The sequence below is a fragment of the Streptomyces sp. LHD-70 genome, from assembly GCF_031157275.1.
GTDB lineage: Bacteria > Actinomycetota > Actinomycetes > Streptomycetales > Streptomycetaceae > Streptomyces.
In genome coordinates this window covers 10751-31122 of sequence record NZ_JAVIFW010000037.1, presented here as the reverse complement: position 1 = coordinate 31122, position 20372 = coordinate 10751, and the positions used below count along the sequence as shown (strand labels likewise).

Below are 20372 nucleotides of genomic sequence, written 5' to 3'. Positions count from 1 at the left end.
GAAGCCGCCGCGGCACCCGCCACGGAACCCTGGTGGCGTCAGCAGTGATCTACGCCGTCACCCACGCGAAGCGACCACCGCCCCGGCACAGGGTGCCGGGGCGGGCATGAAGGGCCGGCTCAACCCTTCACGCACACCACCTGCTTGATCTTGGCCACGACCTGGACCAAGTCCCGCTGCTGGTCGATGACCTGCTCGATCGGCTTGTAGGCGCCCGGGATCTCGTCCACGACGCCGGAGTCCTTGCGGCACTCCACGCCTCGCGTCTGCTCCTCCAGGTCCTTGGCGGAGAAGCGCCGCTTGGCAGCGTTGCGGCTCATGCGCCGACCGGCGCCGTGCGAGGCCGAGTTGAAGGACTTCTCGTTGCCGAGGCCCTTCACGATGTACGAACCGGTGCCCATCGAACCGGGGATGATCCCGTAGTCGCCGCTGCCCGCACGGATGGCGCCCTTGCGGGTGACGAGCAGGTCCATCCCCTCGTACCGCTCCTCCGCCACGTAGTTGTGGTGGCAGGAGATGACAGGCTCGAAGGTCGGCTTGGCCTTCTTGAACTCCTTGCGGACGACGTCCTGGAAGAGGCCCATCATGATCGCCCGGTTGTACTTGGCGTACTCCTGCGCCCAGAAGAGGTCGTTACGGTACGCCGCCATCTGCGGGGTGTCCGAGACGAAGACCGCGAGGTCGCGGTCGACCAGGCCCTGGTTGTGCGACAGCTTCTGGGCCACGCCGATGTGGTACTCGGCGAGTTCCTTGCCGATGTTCCGCGAGCCGGAGTGCAGCATCAGCCAGACCGAGCCGGACTCGTCGAGGCAGAACTCGATGAAGTGGTTGCCGCCGCCGAGCGTGCCCATCTGCTTGGTGGCCCGCTCCTGGCGGAACTTGACCGCGTCGGCGATGCCGTCGAACCGCGTCCAGAAGTCGCCCCAACCGGAGGTGGGGAAGCCGTGCAGCCGGCCCGGGTCCACCGCGTGGTCGTGCATACCGCGGCCGACCGGAATGGCCTGCTCGATCTTCGAGCGGAGGCGGGACAGATCGCCGGGCAGGTCATTGGCCGTCAGGGACGTCTTGACCGCGGACATACCGCAGCCGATGTCCACGCCGACCGCCGCCGGGCAGACGGCACCGTGCATGGCGATAACGGAACCGACGGTGGCGCCCTTGCCGTAGTGGACGTCGGGCATGACGGCGAGGCCCTTGATCCACGGAAGCGTCGCGACGTTCTGCAGCTGCTGGAGCGCGACGTCCTCGACAGATGCCGAGTCCGTCCACATCCGGATCGGTACCTTCGCGCCCGGAACCTCTACATAAGACATAGCTACCTCAATCCCCCGAAATCCCCGTCGGTAGTGCGGAGTCGTGGAGAGGTCCACTCGTCCGACTGCCCGCCGGGACCGAAAAGTCTGTGCGCGCAAAAACCCAGCCCAAAGGCTTCAAATGGGACGCCCGACCGGCGTCCGCGGCTGCGCTTGCGATAGACATTGTGTTCACCGGCCGCCTCATGGCGGCAACCGTTTTTCGGTCCGACCAGACACGAATCGACCCGAAGGGAGCCGCGACCGTGCAGCGTAAGGGGTACGTCCCGGGCGCAGCCGCGCTCCTCGCGGTGCTGCTCACCGCATGCTCGGGCGGGACCGGGACCGACAACCCGGCCGGCGACGCCAAGCCCGGCGAGGTCTCCGCGACCCAGACCGCCGAGCCCGGCCGGTACCGCACACTGCCGGACGCCTGCCGCGCGGTCGACCACGGCACGCTCGACCGCATGCTGCCCGGCCTCAGGCAACTCGACCAGGAACAGCGGGCCAAGGCGTACGAGGGCTCGGCGGCGGTCACGTACGACACGGACCGGCGTGTGGGCTGCTCGTGGAAGGTCGAGTCCCCGGACTCCACGCATCACCTGGGCGTCGACTTCGAGCGCGTGGTGTCGTACGACGGCGCGGTCAGCGACGACGCGCGAGCCGGCGAGGTGTACGGGCAGAAGGAGAAGGCCGCCGACCTGCCCGAGCCGTCCCCGGACGAGAGCGACGGGGAATCGGGCTCCCCGTCGACCGAGGCCTCCGACTCCCCCGACGCGTCCGGCGACTCCAGCGGCAACGCCGTGGACGACGCCAAGAACCCGGGCAAGACCCCCGAGAAGAACGAGAACAACGAGAACAACGAGAAGAACTCGGACAAGGAGTCCGGCGGGGACTCCGGCCAGGAATCCGGCAAGGCGAGCGGGGGCAGCGGAAAGAACGGCGACGCCTCCGGGGACGGCAGCGCCTCCGCCGAGGACGGCAGCAGCGGCGAGGCGGACTCCGGTGACGGGGCGTCCGAGAGTGACGGAGAGGGCGAAGCGGTCGTTCCGGACGCCCTGTTGCCCCGCATCCTCAGCGACCTGGGCGACGAGGCGTTCCTCGACGACCGCCTCGCGTCGGCCGGTTCGACGGTTCAGCACCGCACCGTGACTGTGGTGTTCCGCACGTCCAACGTCGTCGTGACCGTCCAGTACGAGGAGCAGCCGGCGCGCGGCTCGGAGTTGCCCGACAGCAAGGAACTGCAGGACAAGGCCCGGGAACTGGCGGGCAGACTCGCCGAGCAGTTCGCCGACTGACCCTCCCGCGGCCCGCCCCCGCAGCGCCCCGGCGCACCCTGTCGCCTTTACGTATCCCTCACGACCCGCGCACGTTCCGCGTACCGTGGCTGAGCGGAATCCGCACGGAACCGGAGCCGCCGAACGTACCGGCACCGACTGCACGACTGATGAGCGAAGGAACCATGCACCGAAAAGGACCGCGATTCACCCGCATACTCGCCGCCTGCGCAGCCGTGCCCGTGATCCTCACGGCAGCTGCCTGCTCCTCCGATTCGGACGCGAGCAAGGGCGACGGCGGAGGCAAGAGCGACTCGGGCGGGAACTCCTCGTCGGCACCGAGCGGCAAGGAGAAGCCCGCCGTCGAGAAGGCCGCGTTCAGCAAGCTGCCCGAGGCCTGCAAGACGCTGAAGGGCGACACGATCGAGGACCTCGTGCCCGAGGTCGACGAGAAGTCGGGCAAGTCGGCCAACTCCGAGGACACCTCGGTGCGCGCCTCCTGCTCCTGGACGGGCCTCGACAGCAAGGGCACCAAGGGCTCGCAGTTCCGCTGGCTGAACCTCGGGCTCGTGCGCTACGACTCCAACGCCACCCTCGGCAGCGGTGACAAGCTCGCGCAGACGCAGCTCACCAAGAAGGTCGAGGAGGCCAAGGCCCTCGACGGCGCCAAGAACGTCGAGACGAAGGTGCTCGAGGGCGTCGGCGACGAGGCCACCCTGGTCACCTCCGACCAGAAGAAGAAGGAGGGCGACTTCAAGAACCACCGCGTGGTCGCCCGAGTCGAGAACGCCGTCGTGGTCATCGACTACAACGGTGCGGGCCTGGCCGGCGCCGGGGACCCCGACTCCAAGGAGATGGCGAAGGACGCGCAGGAAGCGGCCGAGGAGGCCGTCGCCGCCGTCAAGTCCGCCAACAAGTCCACCGGCAAGAGCGGCTCGAAGACCGGCGGCTCCTCGTCGGACGAGACGGATGGATCGGACAAGACGGACAACGCCGCCGCGTCCACCGGCGGTTCGGCCGACAAGGGCTCCGACAGCGACTCCGGCTCGGACAGCGACTCCGACACGTCGACGAAGAAGCCGAGCAAGCACTGACGCAGGCTGACGGGGAGCCCGACGCCCGAACGCGTCCGGGCTCCCCGCCCCGCCCTCGCCCCACCGTCGTCCGACCGGCCTCGCCCCACCGTCGTCCGACCGGACTCGCCCCGGCCCCGCCCGAGCAGCCTCTCCCCGTACCCGCCCGCGACCCCGCGTACGCGTGTGCCAGGCTGTGCGACGCAACAAGCCGAACAGGGAGGGGTTCGCGGGTGGCCGCGATGCAGCTGACACGCACACACCGGATACTCATCGGTGTCGTGATCGCCGGGGCGGTGGTCATCGCCGCCATCGGCTTCGCGGGGTCCTACGCGGCCGTGCGTGAACTGGCGTTGAAGAAGGGCTTCGGCAACTTCTCGTACGTCTTCCCCATCGGCATCGACGCGGGCATCTGTGTGCTGCTCGCGCTCGATCTGCTGCTGACGTGGATCCGGATCCCGTTCCCGCTGCTCCGGCAGACGGCATGGCTGCTGACCGCGGCGACCATCGCGTTCAACGGCGCGGCCGCCTGGCCGGATCCGCTCGGTGTCGGCATGCACGCCGTCATCCCGATCCTGTTCGTCGTCGCCGTCGAGGCCGCGCGGCACGCGATCGGCCGGATCGCGGACATCACCGCCGACAAGCACATGGAAGGCGTCCGCCTCACCCGCTGGCTGCTCTCCCCCGGCCCCACCTTCCTGCTCTGGCGCCGCATGAAGCTCTGGGAACTGCGCTCGTACGACCAGGTCATCAAGCTCGAACAGGAACGCCTCGTCTACCAGGCCCGGCTGCGCTCCCGCTACGGCCGCAACTGGCGCCGCAAGGCCCCCGTCGAGTCCCTGATGCCGCTGCGCCTCGCGAAGTACGGCGTACCGCTCGCCGACACCGCGCCCGCGGGCCTCGCCGCCGCCGGGATCGAGCCCACGCTCCTTCCGCCCGCGCCCGTGCAGGCGGCGCCGGAACAGCGCCAACTCGCCCCCGCACAGCGGAAGTCCATCGAAGCGGAACCCGTACCAGAACCCGTACCGGAAGGGGAGGCCGAGGCCACACCCGAGGCCACCCCCGAGACCAGCCCCTGGTTCCAGGCGCCGCCCCCGGAGCAGGTCCCGTACGAGGGCGGCTACAACCCGGAGTACGACCCCGAGCACCCCCCCGAGCACCACCCCGAGTACATCCCGGAGTACGCCCCCGAGCCCGCGTACGCACAAGGGCCCCAAGACCCCGCAACCGAACCGGAGTTCCCCGTCCCGGCGGGCCCCGGCCGCACCCGGCCGCTGACGATCCCCGGCCCGCGCACCGAAGCCGTACCGGCAGAACCGGAACCCGAACCGGAACCCGAACAGGAACGCGAACCGGAACGCGAACCGGAACCCGAGGACGAACCCCGCTTCGACCAGCTGGAGCCCTCCCCGTACGACCTGCCCGAGGACATCAGCCGGGAGGAGGCGTACTTCGGGGCCTTCCGGAAGTACGTCAGCGAGTACGGGGACATGCCCAACGCCCGCCAGCTCGGCAACTATCTGCTCGACCTCTACGGCGTCACCGGCCAGTCCGGCGGCCCGCTGAGCGAGTCGACGCTGCGTCCGTACGTACGGGAGTTCCGCGGCCGCTACCAGGAGGAGCTGGACGCGGAGCACATCGCGTAACCGCCCGCACCACCGAACGACGAGGGCCCCCTCCCGGCATGGGAGGGGGCCCTCGTCGCACGAACCGCACGAACCGCACGAACCGCACGGTTCGCACGAGCCGCACGAACCGTACGAACGGTTACGCCCCGAGCAGCTTCCGCACCCGGTCCGCGCCGACCGCGAGCAGCAGCGTGGGCAGGCGCGGGCCGGTGTCGCGGGAGACGAGGAGCTGGTAGAGCAGCGCGAAGAACGTGCGCTGCGCGACCTTGATCTCCGGCGGCAGTTCCTTGGGGGTCGCGTCCGCGGAGAAGCCCGCCTGGACCTTCGGCACGCCGTAGACGAGGTGCGTCAGGCCGTCCAGGGACCAGTGCTCGTCCAGACCCTCCAGGAGCAGGCGCAGCGAGTCACGCGCCTGGTCGTCGAGGGAGCCGAGCAGCCCGGCGTCCGGCTCGTCCCGCACGACGGTGCGCTGGTCGGCCGGGACCTGGGTGTTGATCCAGGCCTCCGCGCGGTCCAGGCGCGGGCGGGCCTCGTCGAGGGAGGCCAGCGGGTTGGCCGGGTCCAGGTCGGAGAGGATGCGCAGCGCCTGGTCCTCGTGCCCGGCGGTGATGTCGGCGACCGAGGCGAGCGTGCGGTACGGCAGCGGGCGCGGGGTGCGCGGCAGCTCGCGCCCGGCGGTGCGCACCGCGCGGGACCAGGCGGACTGGTCCGCGGGCAGCACCGTGCTGTCGGCGACCTTGGCCTCCAGCTTGTCCCACTCGTCGTAGAGCCGCTGGATCTCCTGGTCGAAGGCGATCTTGAACGACTGGTTGGGCTTGCGGCGCGCGTACAGCCAGCGGAGCAGCTGCGGCTCCATGATCTGCAGCGCGTCGGCGGGGGTCGGCACGCCGCCCTTCGAGGACGACATCTTGGCCATGCCGGAGATGCCGACGAAGGCGTACATCGGGCCGATCGGCTGCTTGCCGCCGAAGATGCCGACGATCTGCCCGCCGACCTGGAACGACGAGCCCGGCGACGAGTGGTCCACACCGGACGGCTCGAAGATCACGCCCTCGTAGGCCCAGCGCATCGGCCAGTCGACCTTCCACACCAGCTTGCCGCGGTCGTACTCGGAGAGCCGGACCGTCTCGGTGTGGCCGCACTGGCAGACGTACGACAGCTTGGTGGTGTCGTCGTCGTACGAGGTGACCGTCGTCAGGTCCTTCTCGCAGGTGCCGCAGTACGGCTTGTACGGGAAGTACTCCGCGCCGGAGCCCGAGCCGTCGTCCTCGGCGGCCGCGCCGGAGCCCTCGGCGGCCTCCAACTCGGCCTCGTCGAGGGGCTTCTGGGACTTCTTCTGCGTCTTGGGCTTGGTGCGGTACTGGGCGAGCACGGCGTCGATGTCGCCGCGGTGCTTCATCGCGAACAGCACCTGCTCGCGGTAGACACCGGAGGTGTACTGCTCGGTCTGGCTGATGCCGTCGTACTCGACGCCGAGCTGGTCCAGGGCCTCGGACATGGCGGCCTTGAAGTGCTCCGCCCAGTTCGGGTGCGCGGAACCGGCAGGCGCGGGGACGGAGGTCAGGGGCTTGCCGATGTGCTCGGCCCAGGACGCGTCGACGCCCGCGACGCCGGCCGGGACCTTGCGGTACCGGTCGTAGTCGTCCCAGGAGATCAGGTGGCGCACGGTGTACCCACGGCGGCGGATCTCGTCGGCGACCAGGTGCGGGGTCATGACCTCGCGCAGGTTGCCGAGGTGGATCGGGCCGGAGGGGGAGAGTCCGGACGCGACCACGACCGGTTTGCCCGGGGCGCGGCGCTCCGACTCGGCGATGACGTCGTCCGCGAATCGGGAGACCCAGTCAGTGTTCTCCTGGGGCTCTGCTCCGGTGCTCTGGGCCACGGTGGGTTCGTCCTTCTCTCCGCGATCGGGGGTACGGGTTCGGCTCCCGTCCGGCCATTGTCCCAGCTAACCGTTGCTTGGGGAAAACGCCTTGTCGGAGGGGTGGTGCGGCCGGTTCGCGACTGCGGCTCCGTCGTGGCCGGTCGCGCCCCGCGGCGCAGCCGCTGATGTCACAGCCCCGCGCCCCTGAAGGCTGCGCTGCGCGCGGCCTTCCCCTGCGCCACACACCCCTTAATGCATTGCGTCGCAATGAGATACTGGGGACGCTCAACAACCCCGACCAGAACGGCACCCACACCCATGGCCCCGGTCACGTCCATCACCGCCAACGTCCACCAGCGCCTCGCCGACGCCCTCGCGGCCGCCCTGCCGGAGACCGTCGGCGACCCCTTGCTGCGACGTAGCGACCGGGCCGACTTCCAGGCCAACGGGATCCTCGCCCTGGCCAAGAAGGTCAAGGGCAACCCGCGTGAGCTGGCCGACCAGGTCGTGCAGCAGATCACCAGCGGTGACCTGCTGAAGGACGTCGAGGTCTCAGGCCCCGGCTTCCTGAACATCACCGTCACCGACCGCGCCATCACGGAGACGCTCGCCGCCCGCGCCGCCGACGGCGACCGGCTCGGCGTACCGCTGAAGGAGAAGCCGGGCGTCACGGTGATCGACTACGCCCAGCCGAACGTGGCGAAGGAGATGCACGTCGGCCACCTGCGCTCGGCGGTCATCGGGGACGCGCTGCGCGGCATGCTCGACTTCACCGGCGAGCAGACGATCGGCCGGCACCACATCGGCGACTGGGGCACGCAGTTCGGCATGCTCATCCAGTACCTGATCGAGCACCCGGGCGAGCTGGCCCCGGCCGACGAGGTCGACGGCGAGCAGGCGATGTCGAGCCTGAACCGGGTCTACAAGGCCTCGCGTGCCGTGTTCGACGCGGATGAGGAGTTCAAGGAGCGGGCCCGGAAGCGGGTCGTGGCGCTGCAGTCCGGCGACCAGGAGACGCTCGGCCTGTGGCAGCGGTTCGTGGACGAGTCGAAGGTCTACTTCTACTCGGTCTTCGAGAAGCTGGACATGGAGATCCGGGACGACGAGATCGTCGGCGAGTCGGCGTACAACGACGGCATGCCCGAGACGGCCCGCCTGCTTGAGGAGTCCGGCGTCGCCGTGCGCTCCGAGGGTGCGCTCGTGGTGTTCTTCGAGGACATCAAGGGCAAGGACGACCAGCCGGTCCCGCTGATCGTGCAGAAGGCCGACGGCGGCTTCGGCTACGCGGCCTCCGACCTGACGGCGATCCGCAACCGCGTCCAGGACCTGCACGCGTCGTCGCTCCTGTACGTCGTGGATGTGCGCCAGTCGCTGCACTTCAAGATGGTCTTCGAGACGGCCCGCCGCGCCGGCTGGCTGGGCGACGAGGTCACCGCGCACAACATGGGGTACGGCACGGTCCTCGGCGCCGACGGCAAGCCGTTCAAGACGCGTGAGGGCGAGACCGTACGTCTGCAGGACCTGCTCGACGAGGCCGTGCAGCGGGCCGCCGAGGTGGTGCGGGAGAAGGCGCGGGACCTGACCGAGGACGAGATCCAGGAGCGGGCCGCGCAGGTCGGCATCGGCGCGGTGAAGTACGCGGACCTGTCCACGTCGCCGAACCGGGACTACAAGTTCGACCTGGACCAGATGGTGTCCCTGAACGGGAACACGAGCGTGTACCTGCAGTACGCGTATGCCCGTATCCAGTCGATCCTGCGCAAGGCGGAGGGCGCGAGCCCCGTCGCCCACCCGGAGCTCGAACTCGCCCCGGCGGAGCGGGCGTTGGGCCTGCACCTGGACTCGTTCGGCGAGCTGCTCACTGAGGCGACCGCGGAGTACGCGCCGCACAAGCTGGCGGCGTACCTGTACCAGCTGGCGTCGCTGTACACGTCGTTCTACGACCAGTGCCCGGTCCTGAAGGCGGAGACGCCGCAGCAGGTGGAGAACCGCCTGTTCCTCTGCGACCTCACCGCCCGCACCCTCCACCAGGGCATGGCGCTCCTCGGCATCCGCACCCCGGCCCGCCTCTGAACGCCCCTGCGGGCTCTATGAGTTGAGCCCGCGCCGCAGCCTCCGCAGACCCTCGGCGATCTCGTCGGGGGTCTGCGTCACGAAGCACAGGCGCAGGGTCGACGGGTCCGGGGCGGTCGCGTGGAACGGGGCGCCGGGGACGTAGGCCACGTCGTGCCGCACGACCTCGGGCAGCAGGGCCGTGGCGTCGTAGCCGTCGGGGAGGCGGGCCCAGAGGAACATGCCGCCCTCGGGTCGGTTCCACGTGGAACCGGCGGGCAGGGCGTCGGCGAGGCCCGCGAGCATCGCGTCGCGGCGCTCGCCGTAGACCGCGGCGACCCGCGCGACGTGTGCGTCCAGGTCGCTGTCCGCCAGGTACCGGGCGGCAGCGAGCTGGTTGACGGTCGGGGTGTGCAGGTCGGCGGCCTGCTTGGCGACGGCGCAGGCACGGCGCAGGGCCGCGGGCGCGCGCAGCCAGCCGAGGCGCATGCCGGGCGCCATCACCTTGGAGAAGCTGCCGAGCAGCACGGTCCGGTCCTCGGCCCCCGGGTACGAGGCGATCCACGGCACCCGCTCGCCCTCGAAGCGCAGCTCCCCGTACGGGTCGTCCTCGATCAGCCACAGTCCGCGGCGGGCCGCCACCTCGGCGACGGCGGCGCGGCGCTCGGCGGGCAGGGTGCGACCGGTGGGGTTCTGGAACGTGGGCACCGTGTAGAGGAGCTTGGGCTGTTCACGGGCGACGAGCGCGTCCAACGCCGACGGATCGATCCCGGAGGCGTCGCACGGCACGGGCACGATGCGTGCGCCCGCGAAGGCGAAGACCTGCAGTGCCGCGAGGTAGCAGGGGTTCTCGACGAGGACGGTGTCGCCGGGCTCGATCAGCGCGGTCGCGAGCAGGGACAGGGCCTGCTGCGATCCGGTGGTGACGATCAGCTCGTCCGCGTCGGTGGCGAGTCCGCGCGCGGTCGTACGGGCGGCCAGGGCGGTACGCAGGGCGGGCTCGCCCTCGGTGGTGGAGTACTGCAGGGCGCGCTCGGGCAGCTCGTCGAGCACCGCGCGGTAGGCGGCGGCGATGCCCTCGCGGTCGAAGAGGCCGGGTGCGGGCAGCCCGCCCGCGAAGTTGATCACCTCGGGGCGTGCGGTGACCGCCAGGATGTCCCGTACCGGCGAACCGCCCACGGCGGTGGCGCGCGCGGCGAGCCGGGGCAGGGGCGCGATGGTGAGGGCTGCTTCGGTCACGGTCACGGCAACTCCTTCAGGCGAGTGTTCCCGCACCCTAAGCAGGTAGGTTCCCTCTACACCTGTCGTTTCGGCATGCGGACGCCCGCCCGGAACCGACGTGGATGCCCGCCCAGGACCGACATGGACTCCTGCCCGGGACGGACGCGGACGCCCGCCCGGGACCGACGCGGACGCGCACCCGCGTCCCGCCCAGGACCGACGCGGACGCCCGCCCGCGATCAAGGGCGCCTACGATGCTGCGCACCCGGACCCGTCCCCCCACCCGAGGAGCCCCATGACGGACGGAAGCGGCTTCGCCGCCGACCCGCACTCGATAGACGGCAGCGCCCATCTCCTCACCGAGATAGCCGGGTTGCTGCACGAGGGCAGGCTCGACGCCGACCTCGGCACCCTCGCCCGCACCCCCACCGCGCACGCCGAACTCGGCGCGAGGACCGAGGAGTTCGCCCGGCACGCGGCCGACCAGCACCAGGACCTGGTCACCCTCCTCACCGCCCTGTCCACCGCGCTGAAGACCACCGGCGGCGCCTACACCCGGGTGGACCGCGCGACCCGCGACGGCTTCAAGTCCTTCCTCGACACCGCGGAGTTGGCCAAGTGAGCGTGACGTACTACGCGGACGTGGCGTACCTGGAGGACTGCAACCCCGCCCTGATCGAGCGGAACGCGGCCGAGTACAAGCGGATGCGCGACCTGCTCGACTCGGTCGGCCCGTCCGTCGCCAAGGCCGGCGACACCCACTGGGTCAGCGCCTCACGCGAGCAGTACGACGCCCGCCTCGGCGACGTACGCACCCTGGTCGCCGGGCTCGAGGACGGATTCGAGGCCGCCTGGAAGGCACTCCTGCGGTACGCCGACGCCGTCGAGGAGGCCCACAAGCACCTGAGCACGGGCACCGACTGCGCGGAGCGGCTCGGCAAGCTCGTCGGGGACGGCGACGGCGAGGCCATGAAGCGCTGGGAGGACCTGCGCGACTCCTCCGGCCTCGTCGACTGGCTCCAGGACCGCACCGCGCCCGGCGACGTGGACGACATCCGCGAGGAGGCGAACCGCTGGTACGACCAGGCCTCCGAGGCGTTCGGGCGGGCCCGCGCCGCCGAGGAGTCGGTGCGCGGCGACTCGATGAAGGACCTGGACGCGGCCCGCGCCCTGATCCCCGACTTCCGCAGCGGCTTCAAGGACGCGGCGGCCCTCCTGGACCGCGTCGGCGACCTGCGCAAGGAGGCCGAGCAGGCGAGCTCCGACCCCAACACCCGGCTCCCGGGCGCCGGTTCAAAGACCGATGTCTTCCCGCGGGTCGGCCCGGACGTCACCGTCTCACCCGCCCTGCGCCGCATCCGTGAGCTGAGCGACGGGCTGCCCGAGGGCAAGAACACCAGCTACTGGCTGCCGGGTTCGTCGGACGAGAAGCGCAGCGAGTGGATCGACGCCAACAGCGCCGCCATCCGCGCGGCCGCGAAGGAGAACGGCCTGCCCCCGGACGTGATCGCGGGCATCGCCTGGCGCGAGGTCGACGGCGACCCGGCCGTGATCGACGATGTCACCGACACCGCACGGCAGTTGGGCATCGGCGGCGACGCGGACCGTACGTCGATGGGCCCGATGCAGATCCAGATCCGGCGCGCGGCGGAGGTGCTCGGCTACGACCCGGCGGCCCTCACCGACGCCCAGCGCGACGAGGTCGAGTCGGCGGTCAAGGACCCGACCCAGAACGTGTTCATCGCCTCCGAGTACCTGGCCCGGCTGAAGGCGGAGAGCGAGTTCGCGGACGTACCCGCGGACCGCATGACGGACGCCCAGTACCAGGAGCTGGCGGCGCGCTACAACGGCGGCCCGTACTGGGAGAGCGACGACGCGCAGAACTACGGCCGGGACTTCATACGGGACTTGGACTCGGCGAGGGGGGCGCTCCGATAGGGGCGCGGGGCCGTGACATTTGCGGCTCCGCCGCGGGGCGCAAACCCCAGCCACGAGGGCGCGGCAGCCGAACAACGAGGGTCGGCCGCCGCGCGCCCAAGCGCCTAGCGCAACGCCCGAGCCGCCTCCACAGCCCAGTACGTGAGGATCGTGCTCGCCCCGGCCCGCTTGATGCCGGTCAGCGTCTCCAGGATCGCCTTGTCCCGGTCGATCCACCCCTTCTCGGCGGCCGCCTCGACCATCGCGTACTCACCGGAGATCTGGTACGCGGAGACCGGCACGTCGACCGACTCGGCGACCTTGGCGAGGATGTCGAGGTAGGGACCGGCCGGCTTGACCATCACCATGTCGGCGCCCTCGTCCAGGTCGAGCGCCAACTCCCGCAGCGACTCCCGGGCGTTGGCGGGGTCCTGCTGGTACGTCTTGCGGTCGCCCTGCAGGGACGAGCCGACGGCCTCGCGGAACGGTCCGTAGAACGCCGAGGAGTACTTCACGGTGTACGCGAGGATCGACACGTCCTCGTGGCCGGTCTGGTCGAGGGCGTCCCTGACCACGCCGACCTGGCCGTCCATCATGCCGCTCGGGCCCACCACATGGGCGCCCGCGTCGGCCTGGACCTGGGCCATCTCCGCGTACCGCTCCAGGGTGGCGTCGTTGTCGACCCGGCCGTCGGCGTCCAGGACACCGCAGTGGCCGTGGTCGGTGAACTCGTCCAGGCACAGGTCGGACATGATCACCAGATCGTCGCCGACCTCGGCGCGCACATCCCGGAGCGCCACCTGGAGGATGCCGTCCGGGTCGGTGCCGGCCGTACCGGCGGCGTCCTTCTTGGCGTCCTCGGGCACGCCGAACAGCATGATCCCGGAGACACCGGCCTCGACCGCCTCGACGGCGGCCTTCTTCAGCGTCTCGCGCGTGTGCTGCACGACGCCCGGCATGGCCTCGATGGGCACGGGCGTATCGATCCCCTCGCGTACGAACGCGGGCAGGATCAGGTCGGCCGGATGCAGCCGGGTCTCGGCGACCATGCGGCGCATCGCGGGCGTGGTCCGCAGCCGCCGCGGCCGCGAACCCGGAAAGGCTCCGTACTTCGTCATACCGCCTACGCTACGCCCGCGCCGACACCCCGTTTGCCGACTGCACGTCGGATACGGGGACCCTCAAACGGACCGCGCAGGGCCCGGCATGCGACGCCGCCCGCACGGGGCCATGCTGAAAGAAAGGGACCCCGACGGCCTCTCTCTTCCGCCGCACGCCGACACATGATCCGGCCGCACGTCGACCCATGATCCGCCGCACGCCGGTGCCTGACCGAAGTCCGCCCCGGCCCTCCGTACGCCCCACCACGGAGGTTGCGATGACCACCACACCCCACCAGCCCGCACCGGGCCGCCTCGCCCTGTCCGAGATCCGCGGCCCGGTCCTTCATCCCGGCGACGAGGGCTACGCGGAGGAGGTCACCGGCTTCAACCTGGCGGCGCTGCACACCCCGGACGTGGTCGTCGGCGCGACCTGTCCCGAGGACATCGCGACGGCACTGCGCTGGGCCTCGGACACCGGCACACCCGTCGCCGTGCAGGCCACCGGGCACGGCGCCAACTTCCCCATCGCCGAGGGCCTGCTGATCAGCACGACCCGTATGACCGACGTACACATCGACCCGGCCGCGCGCACGGCGACCGTCGCCGCCGGCGCGAAGTGGCGGCACGTCCTGGAGGCGGCGGCCCCGCACGGACTCGCCACGCTCAACGGCTCCTCCACGGACGCCGGGGTCGTCGGCTACACCCTGGGCGGCGGCCTCCCCGTCCTCGGCCGCACCTACGGCTACGCGGCCGACCTGGTCCGCTCCTTCGAGCTGATCACACCGGACGGCGCGCTCCGCGAGGTGACCGCCGACAGTGAGCCGGAGCTGTTCTGGGCGCTGCGCGGCGGCAAGGGCAACGTCGGCGTGGTCACGTCCCTGACCTTCGACCTGCTGCCCCTCACGTCGGTGATCGGCGGCGGCATCTACTGCCCCGGCGAACACGCCGAGGCGCTCCTGCAGGCATGGGCGGAGTGGGCCGAGCAGGTTCCCGACGAGATGTGCAGCTCCTTCGGGCTCCTGCGCCTGCCGCCGATCCCGCAGATCCCCGAGCCGCTGCGCGGCGGCTTCTGGGCGCGCGTCGTGCTGGCCTGGACCGGCGAACCTGCCGAGGGCGAGAGCCTGTTGGCCCCGATCCGCGCGGCGGCGCCGGTGGTGGTCGACACGGTGGAGGAGATGCCGTACGCGGCCATGGACCGCATCTACCTGGACCCGCAGGACCCGCTCCCCGCGACGGAGTCCTGCCTGCTGCTGCGGGAGCTGCCCCCGGAGGCCCGAGCGACGTTCCTCGCCCAGGTGGGTCCGGGCGCCTCCGACTGCCCCCTGCTGATGGTCGAACTGCGCCACATGGGCGGCGCGTTGTCCCGCCCCGCGGCGACGGAGGACGCGATCTGCGCCCGGGACGCCGAGTACCTCCTGGAGGCGGTCGCGGTCCTGCCCGTGCCGGAGGCCGCGGCCCCGGTCCAGGAGGCGGTCACGTCCCTCTACGCGGCCATGGCCCCGTACGGCACGGGCCACACCATGGTCAACCTCCACGGCACCCCGCACGACGAGCCGGACCGCGCCCGCGCCTGGACCGCGGAGGTCTACGACCGGCTGCGCCACGACAAGGCCCTCTACGACCCGGCCAACCTGCTCCGCTTCGGCCACACGGTCGCACCCGACTAGCAGCGCGTACGCGCGCGGGCCCCGCACCCTCTTCGGAAGAGGGTGCGGGGCCCGCGTGCGCATCAGGTGTCGGCGTCAGGAGGTCGCTGCCCGGCGGCGCCGCGCACCAGGTCGGCGCTCGCTCGGCCGGGTCACGGCCTCACCGGCCTCGACAGCGGCGTTCCGCCGCGCCGCGCCGAACTCGGCGAGCGCCTCGGCCAGCTTGTGCACGGACGGCTCCGGAGCCATGACGTCGACCCGCAGCCCGTGCTCCTCCGCGGTCTTCGCGGTCGCCGGGCCGATACAGGCGATCACCGTGACGTTGTGCGGCTTGCCCGCGATGCCGACGAGGTTCCGCACGGTCGAGGACGACGTGAAGAGAACGGCGTCAAAACCGCCGCCCTTGATCGCCTCACGGGTCTCCGCGGGCGGCGGCGAGGCGCGCACGGTCCGGTAGGCCGTGACGTCGTCGACCTCCCAGCCCAGCTCGATGAGCCCGGCCACCAGGGTCTCGGTGGCGATGTCGGCGCGCGGCAGGAACACCCGGTCGATCGGGTCGAAGACCGGGTCGTACGGCGGCCAGTCCTCCAGGAGACCGGCGGCCGACTGCTCACCGCTCGGTACGAGATCGGGCTTCACGCCGAAGGCGATGAGCGCCTTGGCGGTCTGCTCGCCGACCGCGGCGACCTTGATCCCGGCGAAGGCACGGGCGTCGAGCCCGTACTCCTCGAACTTCTCCCGCACCGCCTTGACGGCGTTGACGGACGTGAACGCGATCCACTCGTACCGCCCCGTGACCAGGCCCTTGACGGCCCGCTCCATCTGCTGGGGCGTACGCGGCGGCTCGACGGCGATGGTCGGCACCTCGTGCGGCACCGCGCCGTAGCTGACGAGCTGGTCGGAGAGCGAGGCCGCCTGCTCCTTCGTACGCGGCACGAGCACCTTCCAGCCGAACAGCGGCTTGGACTCGAACCACGACAGCCGGTCGCGCTGAGCGGCCGCGGAAGGCTCACCGACCACGGCTATGACGGGCTGGTGCCCCTGCGGCGACGGCAGCACCTTGGCCTGCTTGAGGACCTGCGCGACCGTGCCGAGCGTGGCGTTCCAGGTGCGCTGCCGGGTCGTCGTACCGGCCACGGTCACCGCCATCGGGGTGTCCGGCTTGCGGCCCGCGGCGACCAGCTCACCGGCGGCCGCGGCCACGGTCTCCAGGGTGGTGGAGACGACGACCGTGCCGTCCGAGGCGCCGACCTCGGTCCAGCAGCGCTCGGAGGCGGTACGCGCGTCCACGAACCGGACGTCAGCGCCGTGCGCGTCCCGCAGCGGCACTCCGGCGTACGCGGGCACGCCCACGGCGGCGGCGATGCCGGGCACCACCTCGAAGGGGATGCCCTCGGCGGCGCAGGCGAGCATCTCCTCGCCGACACCCGCGTCCAGGCCCGGGTCGCCGCTCACGGCACGCACGACCCGCTTGCCGCCGCGTGCCGCCGCCATGACAAGATTGGCGGCATCCACGGGGCTTGATGACTCGTCAGCCCCGGCCTGCTGCGACGCGCCCGAGAGCTCGGCGCCGGCCCGCGCATGCGCCCGGACGACGTCCAGCACTTCGGGCTCGGCGACCAGCACTTCGGCGCCGGCCAGCGCCTCCACGGCGCGCAGTGTGAGCAGTCCCGGGTCGCCCGGACCGGCACCGAGGAAGGTGACGTGTCCGGGTCCGAAGGACGCCTGAGGTACAGAGGTGGTGGGGCTCAATGTGCTCGCTCCCCCATCAGACCGGCCGCACCCTTGGCCAGCATCTCGGCCGCGAGTTCACGGCCGAGGGCTTCGGCCCGCTCTTGGGTGGTGGGTACGGGACCGGTGGTGGACAGCTGCACCAGCGCGGAGCCGTCGGTCGCACCGACGACGCCACGCAGGCGCATTTCCTTGACAACCTGGTCGTCGGCCAGCAGGTCGGCCAGTGCTCCCACGGGTGCGGAGCAGCCGGCCTCCAGGGCGGCGAGCAGGGAACGCTCGGCGGTCACGGCGACCCGCGTGAACGGGTCGTCGAGCTCGGCGAGGGTGGCGGCGAGCTCCGCATTCGCTGCGGTGCACTCGATGGCCAGGGCTCCCTGGCCGGGGGCGGGCAGGACGTGGTCGGGGTCGAGGAACTCCGTCACCTCGTCCGTCCTGCCGATGCGGCTGAGTCCGGCCGCGGCAAGCACCACGGCATCGAGCTCCCCGCTGCGTACGAACCCGATGCGGGTGTCGATGTTGCCCCGGATCGGCACGGTCTCCAGGCGGAGGCCGCGCTGGCGGGCGCAGGCGTTCAGCTGGGCCATGCGCCGGGGCGAGCCGGTGCCGATGCGCACGACGCCGCCCTGGGCGGCCTCGGTGAGCTCGGCCAGGGTCATCCCGTCGCGTCCGATCAGCACGTCGCGAGGGTCTTCGCGCAGCGGGGTCGCCGCGAGCGTCAGGTCCTCCGGCTGGGTCGTCGGCAGGTCCTTGAGCGAGTGCACGGCGAAGTCCACGTCACCGCGGAGCAGCGCGTCGCGCAGCGCGGTGACGAAGACGCCGGTGCCGCCGATCTGCGCGAGCTGTTCCCGCGAGGTGTCGCCGTACGTCGTGATCTCGACGAGCTCGACGTCCCGTCCGGTCAACTGCCGTACGGCGTCGGCGACATGGCCGGACTGGGCCATGGCGAGCTTGCTGCGCCGGGTGCCGAGCCGGAGCGCTTTCTGGGTCTGAGTCATGCTCGCCCCCGGTTTCTTGCGTCGGTGTCTTCGTTGCTGTTCGAGTCCGCCCGGGATACGGAGGCAACCGTCTGCGGGTCGAGGTCGAAGAGGGTGCGCAGCGCGTCGGCGTACTCGGAGCCACCGGGTTCGCTCGCGAGCTGCTTGACCCGCACGGTCGGGGCGTGCAGGAGCTTGTCGACGACGCGGCGCACGGTCTGCGTCATCTCGGCCTGCTGCCGCTCGTCCAGGTCGGGCAGGCGGCCGCGGAGCCGGGCCAGTTCGCTCTGCACCACGTCGGCGGCCATGGTGCGCAGGGCGACCACGGTCGGCGTGATGTGCGCGGCCCGCTGCGCGGCGCCGAAGGCGGCGACCTCGTCGGCGACGATGCCGCGCACCTGGTCCACATCGGCGGCCATCGGCGCATCTGCGGAGGCCTCGGCGAGCGACTCGATGTCGACGAGCCGCACACCGTCGATCCGATGCACGGCGGCGTCGATATCGCGGGGCATGGCGAGGTCGAGCAGAGCGAGCTTGGCGGGGGCGTGCTGCGCGGGGATCACGGTGCGCACCGAGTCGCTGCGACCGTCGACGGCTGTCTTGCCGCTACTGCTGTGGGCAGCTGGTCCGCCAGGGGCGATGGGGGTCCCCCCTGCTCGAGCGGAGTCGAGAGCTTGGGGGAGGGTGGGCACAGCCCCGGGCGCCGGGCAAGAGGAGGACGAGTCCAGCTCCGTCGACGGATTGTCGAGCAGAGCCCCGTTCCCGGCCCAAGTGCCGTGCAACTCAAGCGACTCGCCGCCCGGCGCATCCGCAAAGGAACCCGCATCCGGAAGCCGACCACTCCGCGCAGCGGCGGCAGCAAGCCGAGCCACCAACGAACCATCCGGAGCCCGCAGGCTGGGAGCCTCGACCCGCCCGGGCCCGGCCACGGAGGCAACAGCGGCCGCAACGGCCTCCCCCGTGAGCACAAGCCCCGTAGCGCCGGTACACGAAACGACAACGTCGACTCGTGTCAGCTCCACGTCGACGGAGTCCATCGCGGCAACCCGCGCCACGCACCCCGCACCGGCCTCGGAAAGAATCTCCACGAGCCGCTCGGCCCGCGCCCGCGTGCGGTTGGCGACGGCGATCTCGGCCACGCCGACCCGCGCGAGCGTCGCCGCGGCGAGCGACGACATGGACCCGGCACCGATCACGAGCGCCCGCTTGCCCGCGGCCCACTCGTCCACCGGCGCCCCGTCGGCGAGCTGTTCCAGGCCGAAGGTGACCAGGGACTGCCCGGCGCGGTCGATGCCGGTCTCGGAGTGCGCGCGCTTGCCGACCCGCAGGGCCTGCTGGAACAGGTCGTTCAACAGCCGCCCGGCGGTGTGCAGTTCCTGGGCCGTGGCCAGGGCGTCCTTGATCTGGCCGAGGATCTGGCCCTCGCCGACGACCATGGAGTCGAGCCCGCACGCCACCGAGAGCAGGTGGTGGACGGCCCGGTCCTCGTAGTGCACGTACAGATACGGGGTGAGCTCCTCCAGGCCGACGCCGCTGTGCTGGGCGAGCAGCGTGGACAGCTCGGCGACGCCCGCGTGGAACTTGTCCACGTCGGCGTAGAGCTCGATGCGGTTGCAGGTGGCGAGCACCGCGGCCTCGGTGGCGGGCTCGGCGGCGACGGTGTCGTGCAGCAGCTTGGCCTGGGCGTCCGCGGGCAGCGCGGCGCGCTCCAGGACGCTGACCGGGGCGCTGCGGTGGCTGAGACCGACGACGAGGAGACTCATGCCGGCATCACGGCGGGTACGTCCCCGTCAGGTCCCTTGCGGTCGGTGGTCTCGGCGCGGACGGCGGGCGCCGCGGGGGCCTCCGCGGCGCTCTCGGCGACCGGTGCGTCGGTCGGCGCGGCCTCGGCGGCGGCGTCCGCGGCGACGGCCTCGGCACCGGCTTCCTCGCCCGCCTTGCGCTGCTCGTGGAAGGCGAGGATCTGCAGCTCGATGGAGAGGTCGACCTTGCGCACGTCGACGCCGTCCGGCACGGACAGAACGGTCGGCGCGAAGTTCAGGATGGAGGTGATGCCCGCGGCGACCAGGCGGTCGCAGACCTGCTGGGCGGCGCCCGCGGGGGTCGAGATCACGCCGATCGAGACGCCGTTGTCCTCGATGATCTTCTCGAGCTCGTCGGTGTGCTGCACGGGCATGCCCGCGACGGGCGTACCCGCCATGTTCGGGTCGGCGTCGATCAGTGCGGCGACCCGGAATCCACGGGACGCGAATCCGCCGTAATTGGCCAGGGCGGCGCCGAGGTTACCGATACCGACGATCACAACCGGCCAGTCCTGGGTGAGGCCCAGTTCACGGCTGATCTGGTACACGAGATACTCGACGTCGTACCCGACACCACGGGTGCCGTACGAGCCGAGGTACGAGAAGTCCTTGCGCAGCTTCGCGGAGTTGACCCCCGCCGCGGCCGCGAGTTCCTCGGAGGAGACCGTGGGAACCGAGCGCTCCGACAGTGCTGTCAGCGCGCGAAGGTACAGCGGAAGCCGGGCGACGGTGGCCTCGGGAATGCCTCGGCTGCGGGTCGCCGGTCGGTGAGTTCGGCCAGTTGCCACG

At 71.4% G+C, this 20372-nt stretch carries 15 protein-coding genes; 7 read left to right on the top strand and 8 right to left on the bottom strand.

All coding sequences use genetic code 11. The annotated features are described in order from the left end of the window. Window positions 1-119: 119 nt before the first annotated feature. Window positions 120-1313: an RtcB family protein gene (locus RCO28_RS37820; protein WP_308945926.1), complete on the bottom strand. Its 1194-nt coding sequence runs from the start codon at window positions 1311-1313 to the stop codon at window positions 120-122. Between the two features lie 245 nt (window positions 1314-1558). On the opposite strand from RCO28_RS37820, the gene RCO28_RS37815 reads away from it, so the two are divergent. The 3 genes from RCO28_RS37815 to RCO28_RS37805 all read left to right on the top strand — a co-directional run bounded on the left by RCO28_RS37815 (window position 1559) and on the right by RCO28_RS37805 (window position 5288). After that, window positions 1559-2590, top strand: a complete 1032-nt coding sequence (locus RCO28_RS37815; RefSeq protein WP_308945925.1) for a DUF3558 domain-containing protein — start codon at window positions 1559-1561, stop codon at window positions 2588-2590. A 164-nt stretch (window positions 2591-2754) separates the two neighbouring features. Further along, on the top strand, window positions 2755-3663 hold the full coding sequence (locus RCO28_RS37810; RefSeq protein WP_308945924.1) for a DUF3558 domain-containing protein: 909 nt from the start codon (window positions 2755-2757) through the stop codon (window positions 3661-3663). A 212-nt stretch (window positions 3664-3875) separates the two neighbouring features. Continuing rightward, window positions 3876-5288: a DUF2637 domain-containing protein gene (locus tag RCO28_RS37805; RefSeq protein ID WP_374991325.1), complete on the top strand. Its 1413-nt coding sequence runs from the start codon at window positions 3876-3878 to the stop codon at window positions 5286-5288. A gap of 121 nt (window positions 5289-5409) precedes the next feature. On the opposite strand, the gene lysS is transcribed toward RCO28_RS37805, so the two are convergent. Further along, window positions 5410-7152: a lysine--tRNA ligase gene (gene lysS / locus RCO28_RS37800; RefSeq protein ID WP_308945922.1), complete on the bottom strand. Its 1743-nt coding sequence runs from the start codon at window positions 7150-7152 to the stop codon at window positions 5410-5412. A 300-nt stretch (window positions 7153-7452) separates the two neighbouring features. Between lysS and argS the strand changes: the two genes are divergently transcribed. Next, on the top strand, window positions 7453-9207 hold the full coding sequence (argS, locus tag RCO28_RS37795; protein ID WP_308945921.1) for an arginine--tRNA ligase: 1755 nt from the start codon (window positions 7453-7455) through the stop codon (window positions 9205-9207). Window positions 9208-9222: 15 nt separating this feature from the next. On the opposite strand, the gene RCO28_RS37790 is transcribed toward argS, so the two are convergent. After that, window positions 9223-10431 (bottom strand): PLP-dependent aminotransferase family protein, encoded by a 1209-nt coding sequence (locus RCO28_RS37790; RefSeq protein WP_308945920.1) that lies wholly within the window; start codon window positions 10429-10431, stop codon window positions 9223-9225. A gap of 271 nt (window positions 10432-10702) precedes the next feature. Here RCO28_RS37790 and RCO28_RS37785 point away from each other — a divergent pair, with 271 nt between their 5' ends. Further along, on the top strand, window positions 10703-11029 hold the full coding sequence (locus RCO28_RS37785; RefSeq protein ID WP_308945919.1) for a hypothetical protein: 327 nt from the start codon (window positions 10703-10705) through the stop codon (window positions 11027-11029). Beyond that, the gene (locus RCO28_RS37780) at window positions 11026-12345 is read left to right on the top strand and encodes a transglycosylase SLT domain-containing protein (RefSeq protein ID WP_308945918.1); all 1320 of its coding nucleotides are present in this window, start codon (window positions 11026-11028) and stop codon (window positions 12343-12345) included. Before RCO28_RS37785 ends, RCO28_RS37780 begins: the two co-directional genes overlap by 4 nt. Window positions 12346-12449: 104 nt before the next feature. On the opposite strand, the gene hemB is transcribed toward RCO28_RS37780, so the two are convergent. After that, window positions 12450-13442 (bottom strand): porphobilinogen synthase, encoded by a 993-nt coding sequence (gene hemB, locus RCO28_RS37775; protein ID WP_308945917.1) that lies wholly within the window; start codon window positions 13440-13442, stop codon window positions 12450-12452. A 260-nt stretch (window positions 13443-13702) separates the two neighbouring features. On the opposite strand from hemB, the gene RCO28_RS37770 reads away from it, so the two are divergent. Then, on the top strand, window positions 13703-15094 hold the full coding sequence (locus RCO28_RS37770; protein WP_308945916.1) for an FAD-binding oxidoreductase: 1392 nt from the start codon (window positions 13703-13705) through the stop codon (window positions 15092-15094). A 75-nt stretch (window positions 15095-15169) separates the two neighbouring features. Here RCO28_RS37770 and RCO28_RS37765 read toward each other — a convergent pair whose 3' ends face one another. From RCO28_RS37765 to RCO28_RS37750, 4 genes are read right to left on the bottom strand one after another with little or no spacing between them, the layout of a single operon-like run. Next, window positions 15170-16825, bottom strand: a complete 1656-nt coding sequence (locus RCO28_RS37765) for a bifunctional uroporphyrinogen-III C-methyltransferase/uroporphyrinogen-III synthase (RefSeq protein WP_308945915.1) — start codon at window positions 16823-16825, stop codon at window positions 15170-15172. Then, window positions 16822-17802: a hydroxymethylbilane synthase gene (hemC, locus tag RCO28_RS37760; RefSeq protein ID WP_308945914.1), complete on the bottom strand. Its 981-nt coding sequence runs from the start codon at window positions 17800-17802 to the stop codon at window positions 16822-16824. Before hemC ends, RCO28_RS37765 begins: the two co-directional genes overlap by 4 nt. Further along, window positions 17799-19544, bottom strand: a complete 1746-nt coding sequence (locus RCO28_RS37755; protein WP_308945913.1) for a glutamyl-tRNA reductase — start codon at window positions 19542-19544, stop codon at window positions 17799-17801. Before RCO28_RS37755 ends, hemC begins: the two co-directional genes overlap by 4 nt. After that, window positions 19541-20371, bottom strand: coding sequence for a redox-sensing transcriptional repressor Rex (locus tag RCO28_RS37750; protein WP_308945912.1), 831 nt, complete (start codon window positions 20369-20371; stop codon window positions 19541-19543). Before RCO28_RS37750 ends, RCO28_RS37755 begins: the two co-directional genes overlap by 4 nt. Window position 20372 lies beyond the last annotated feature (1 nt).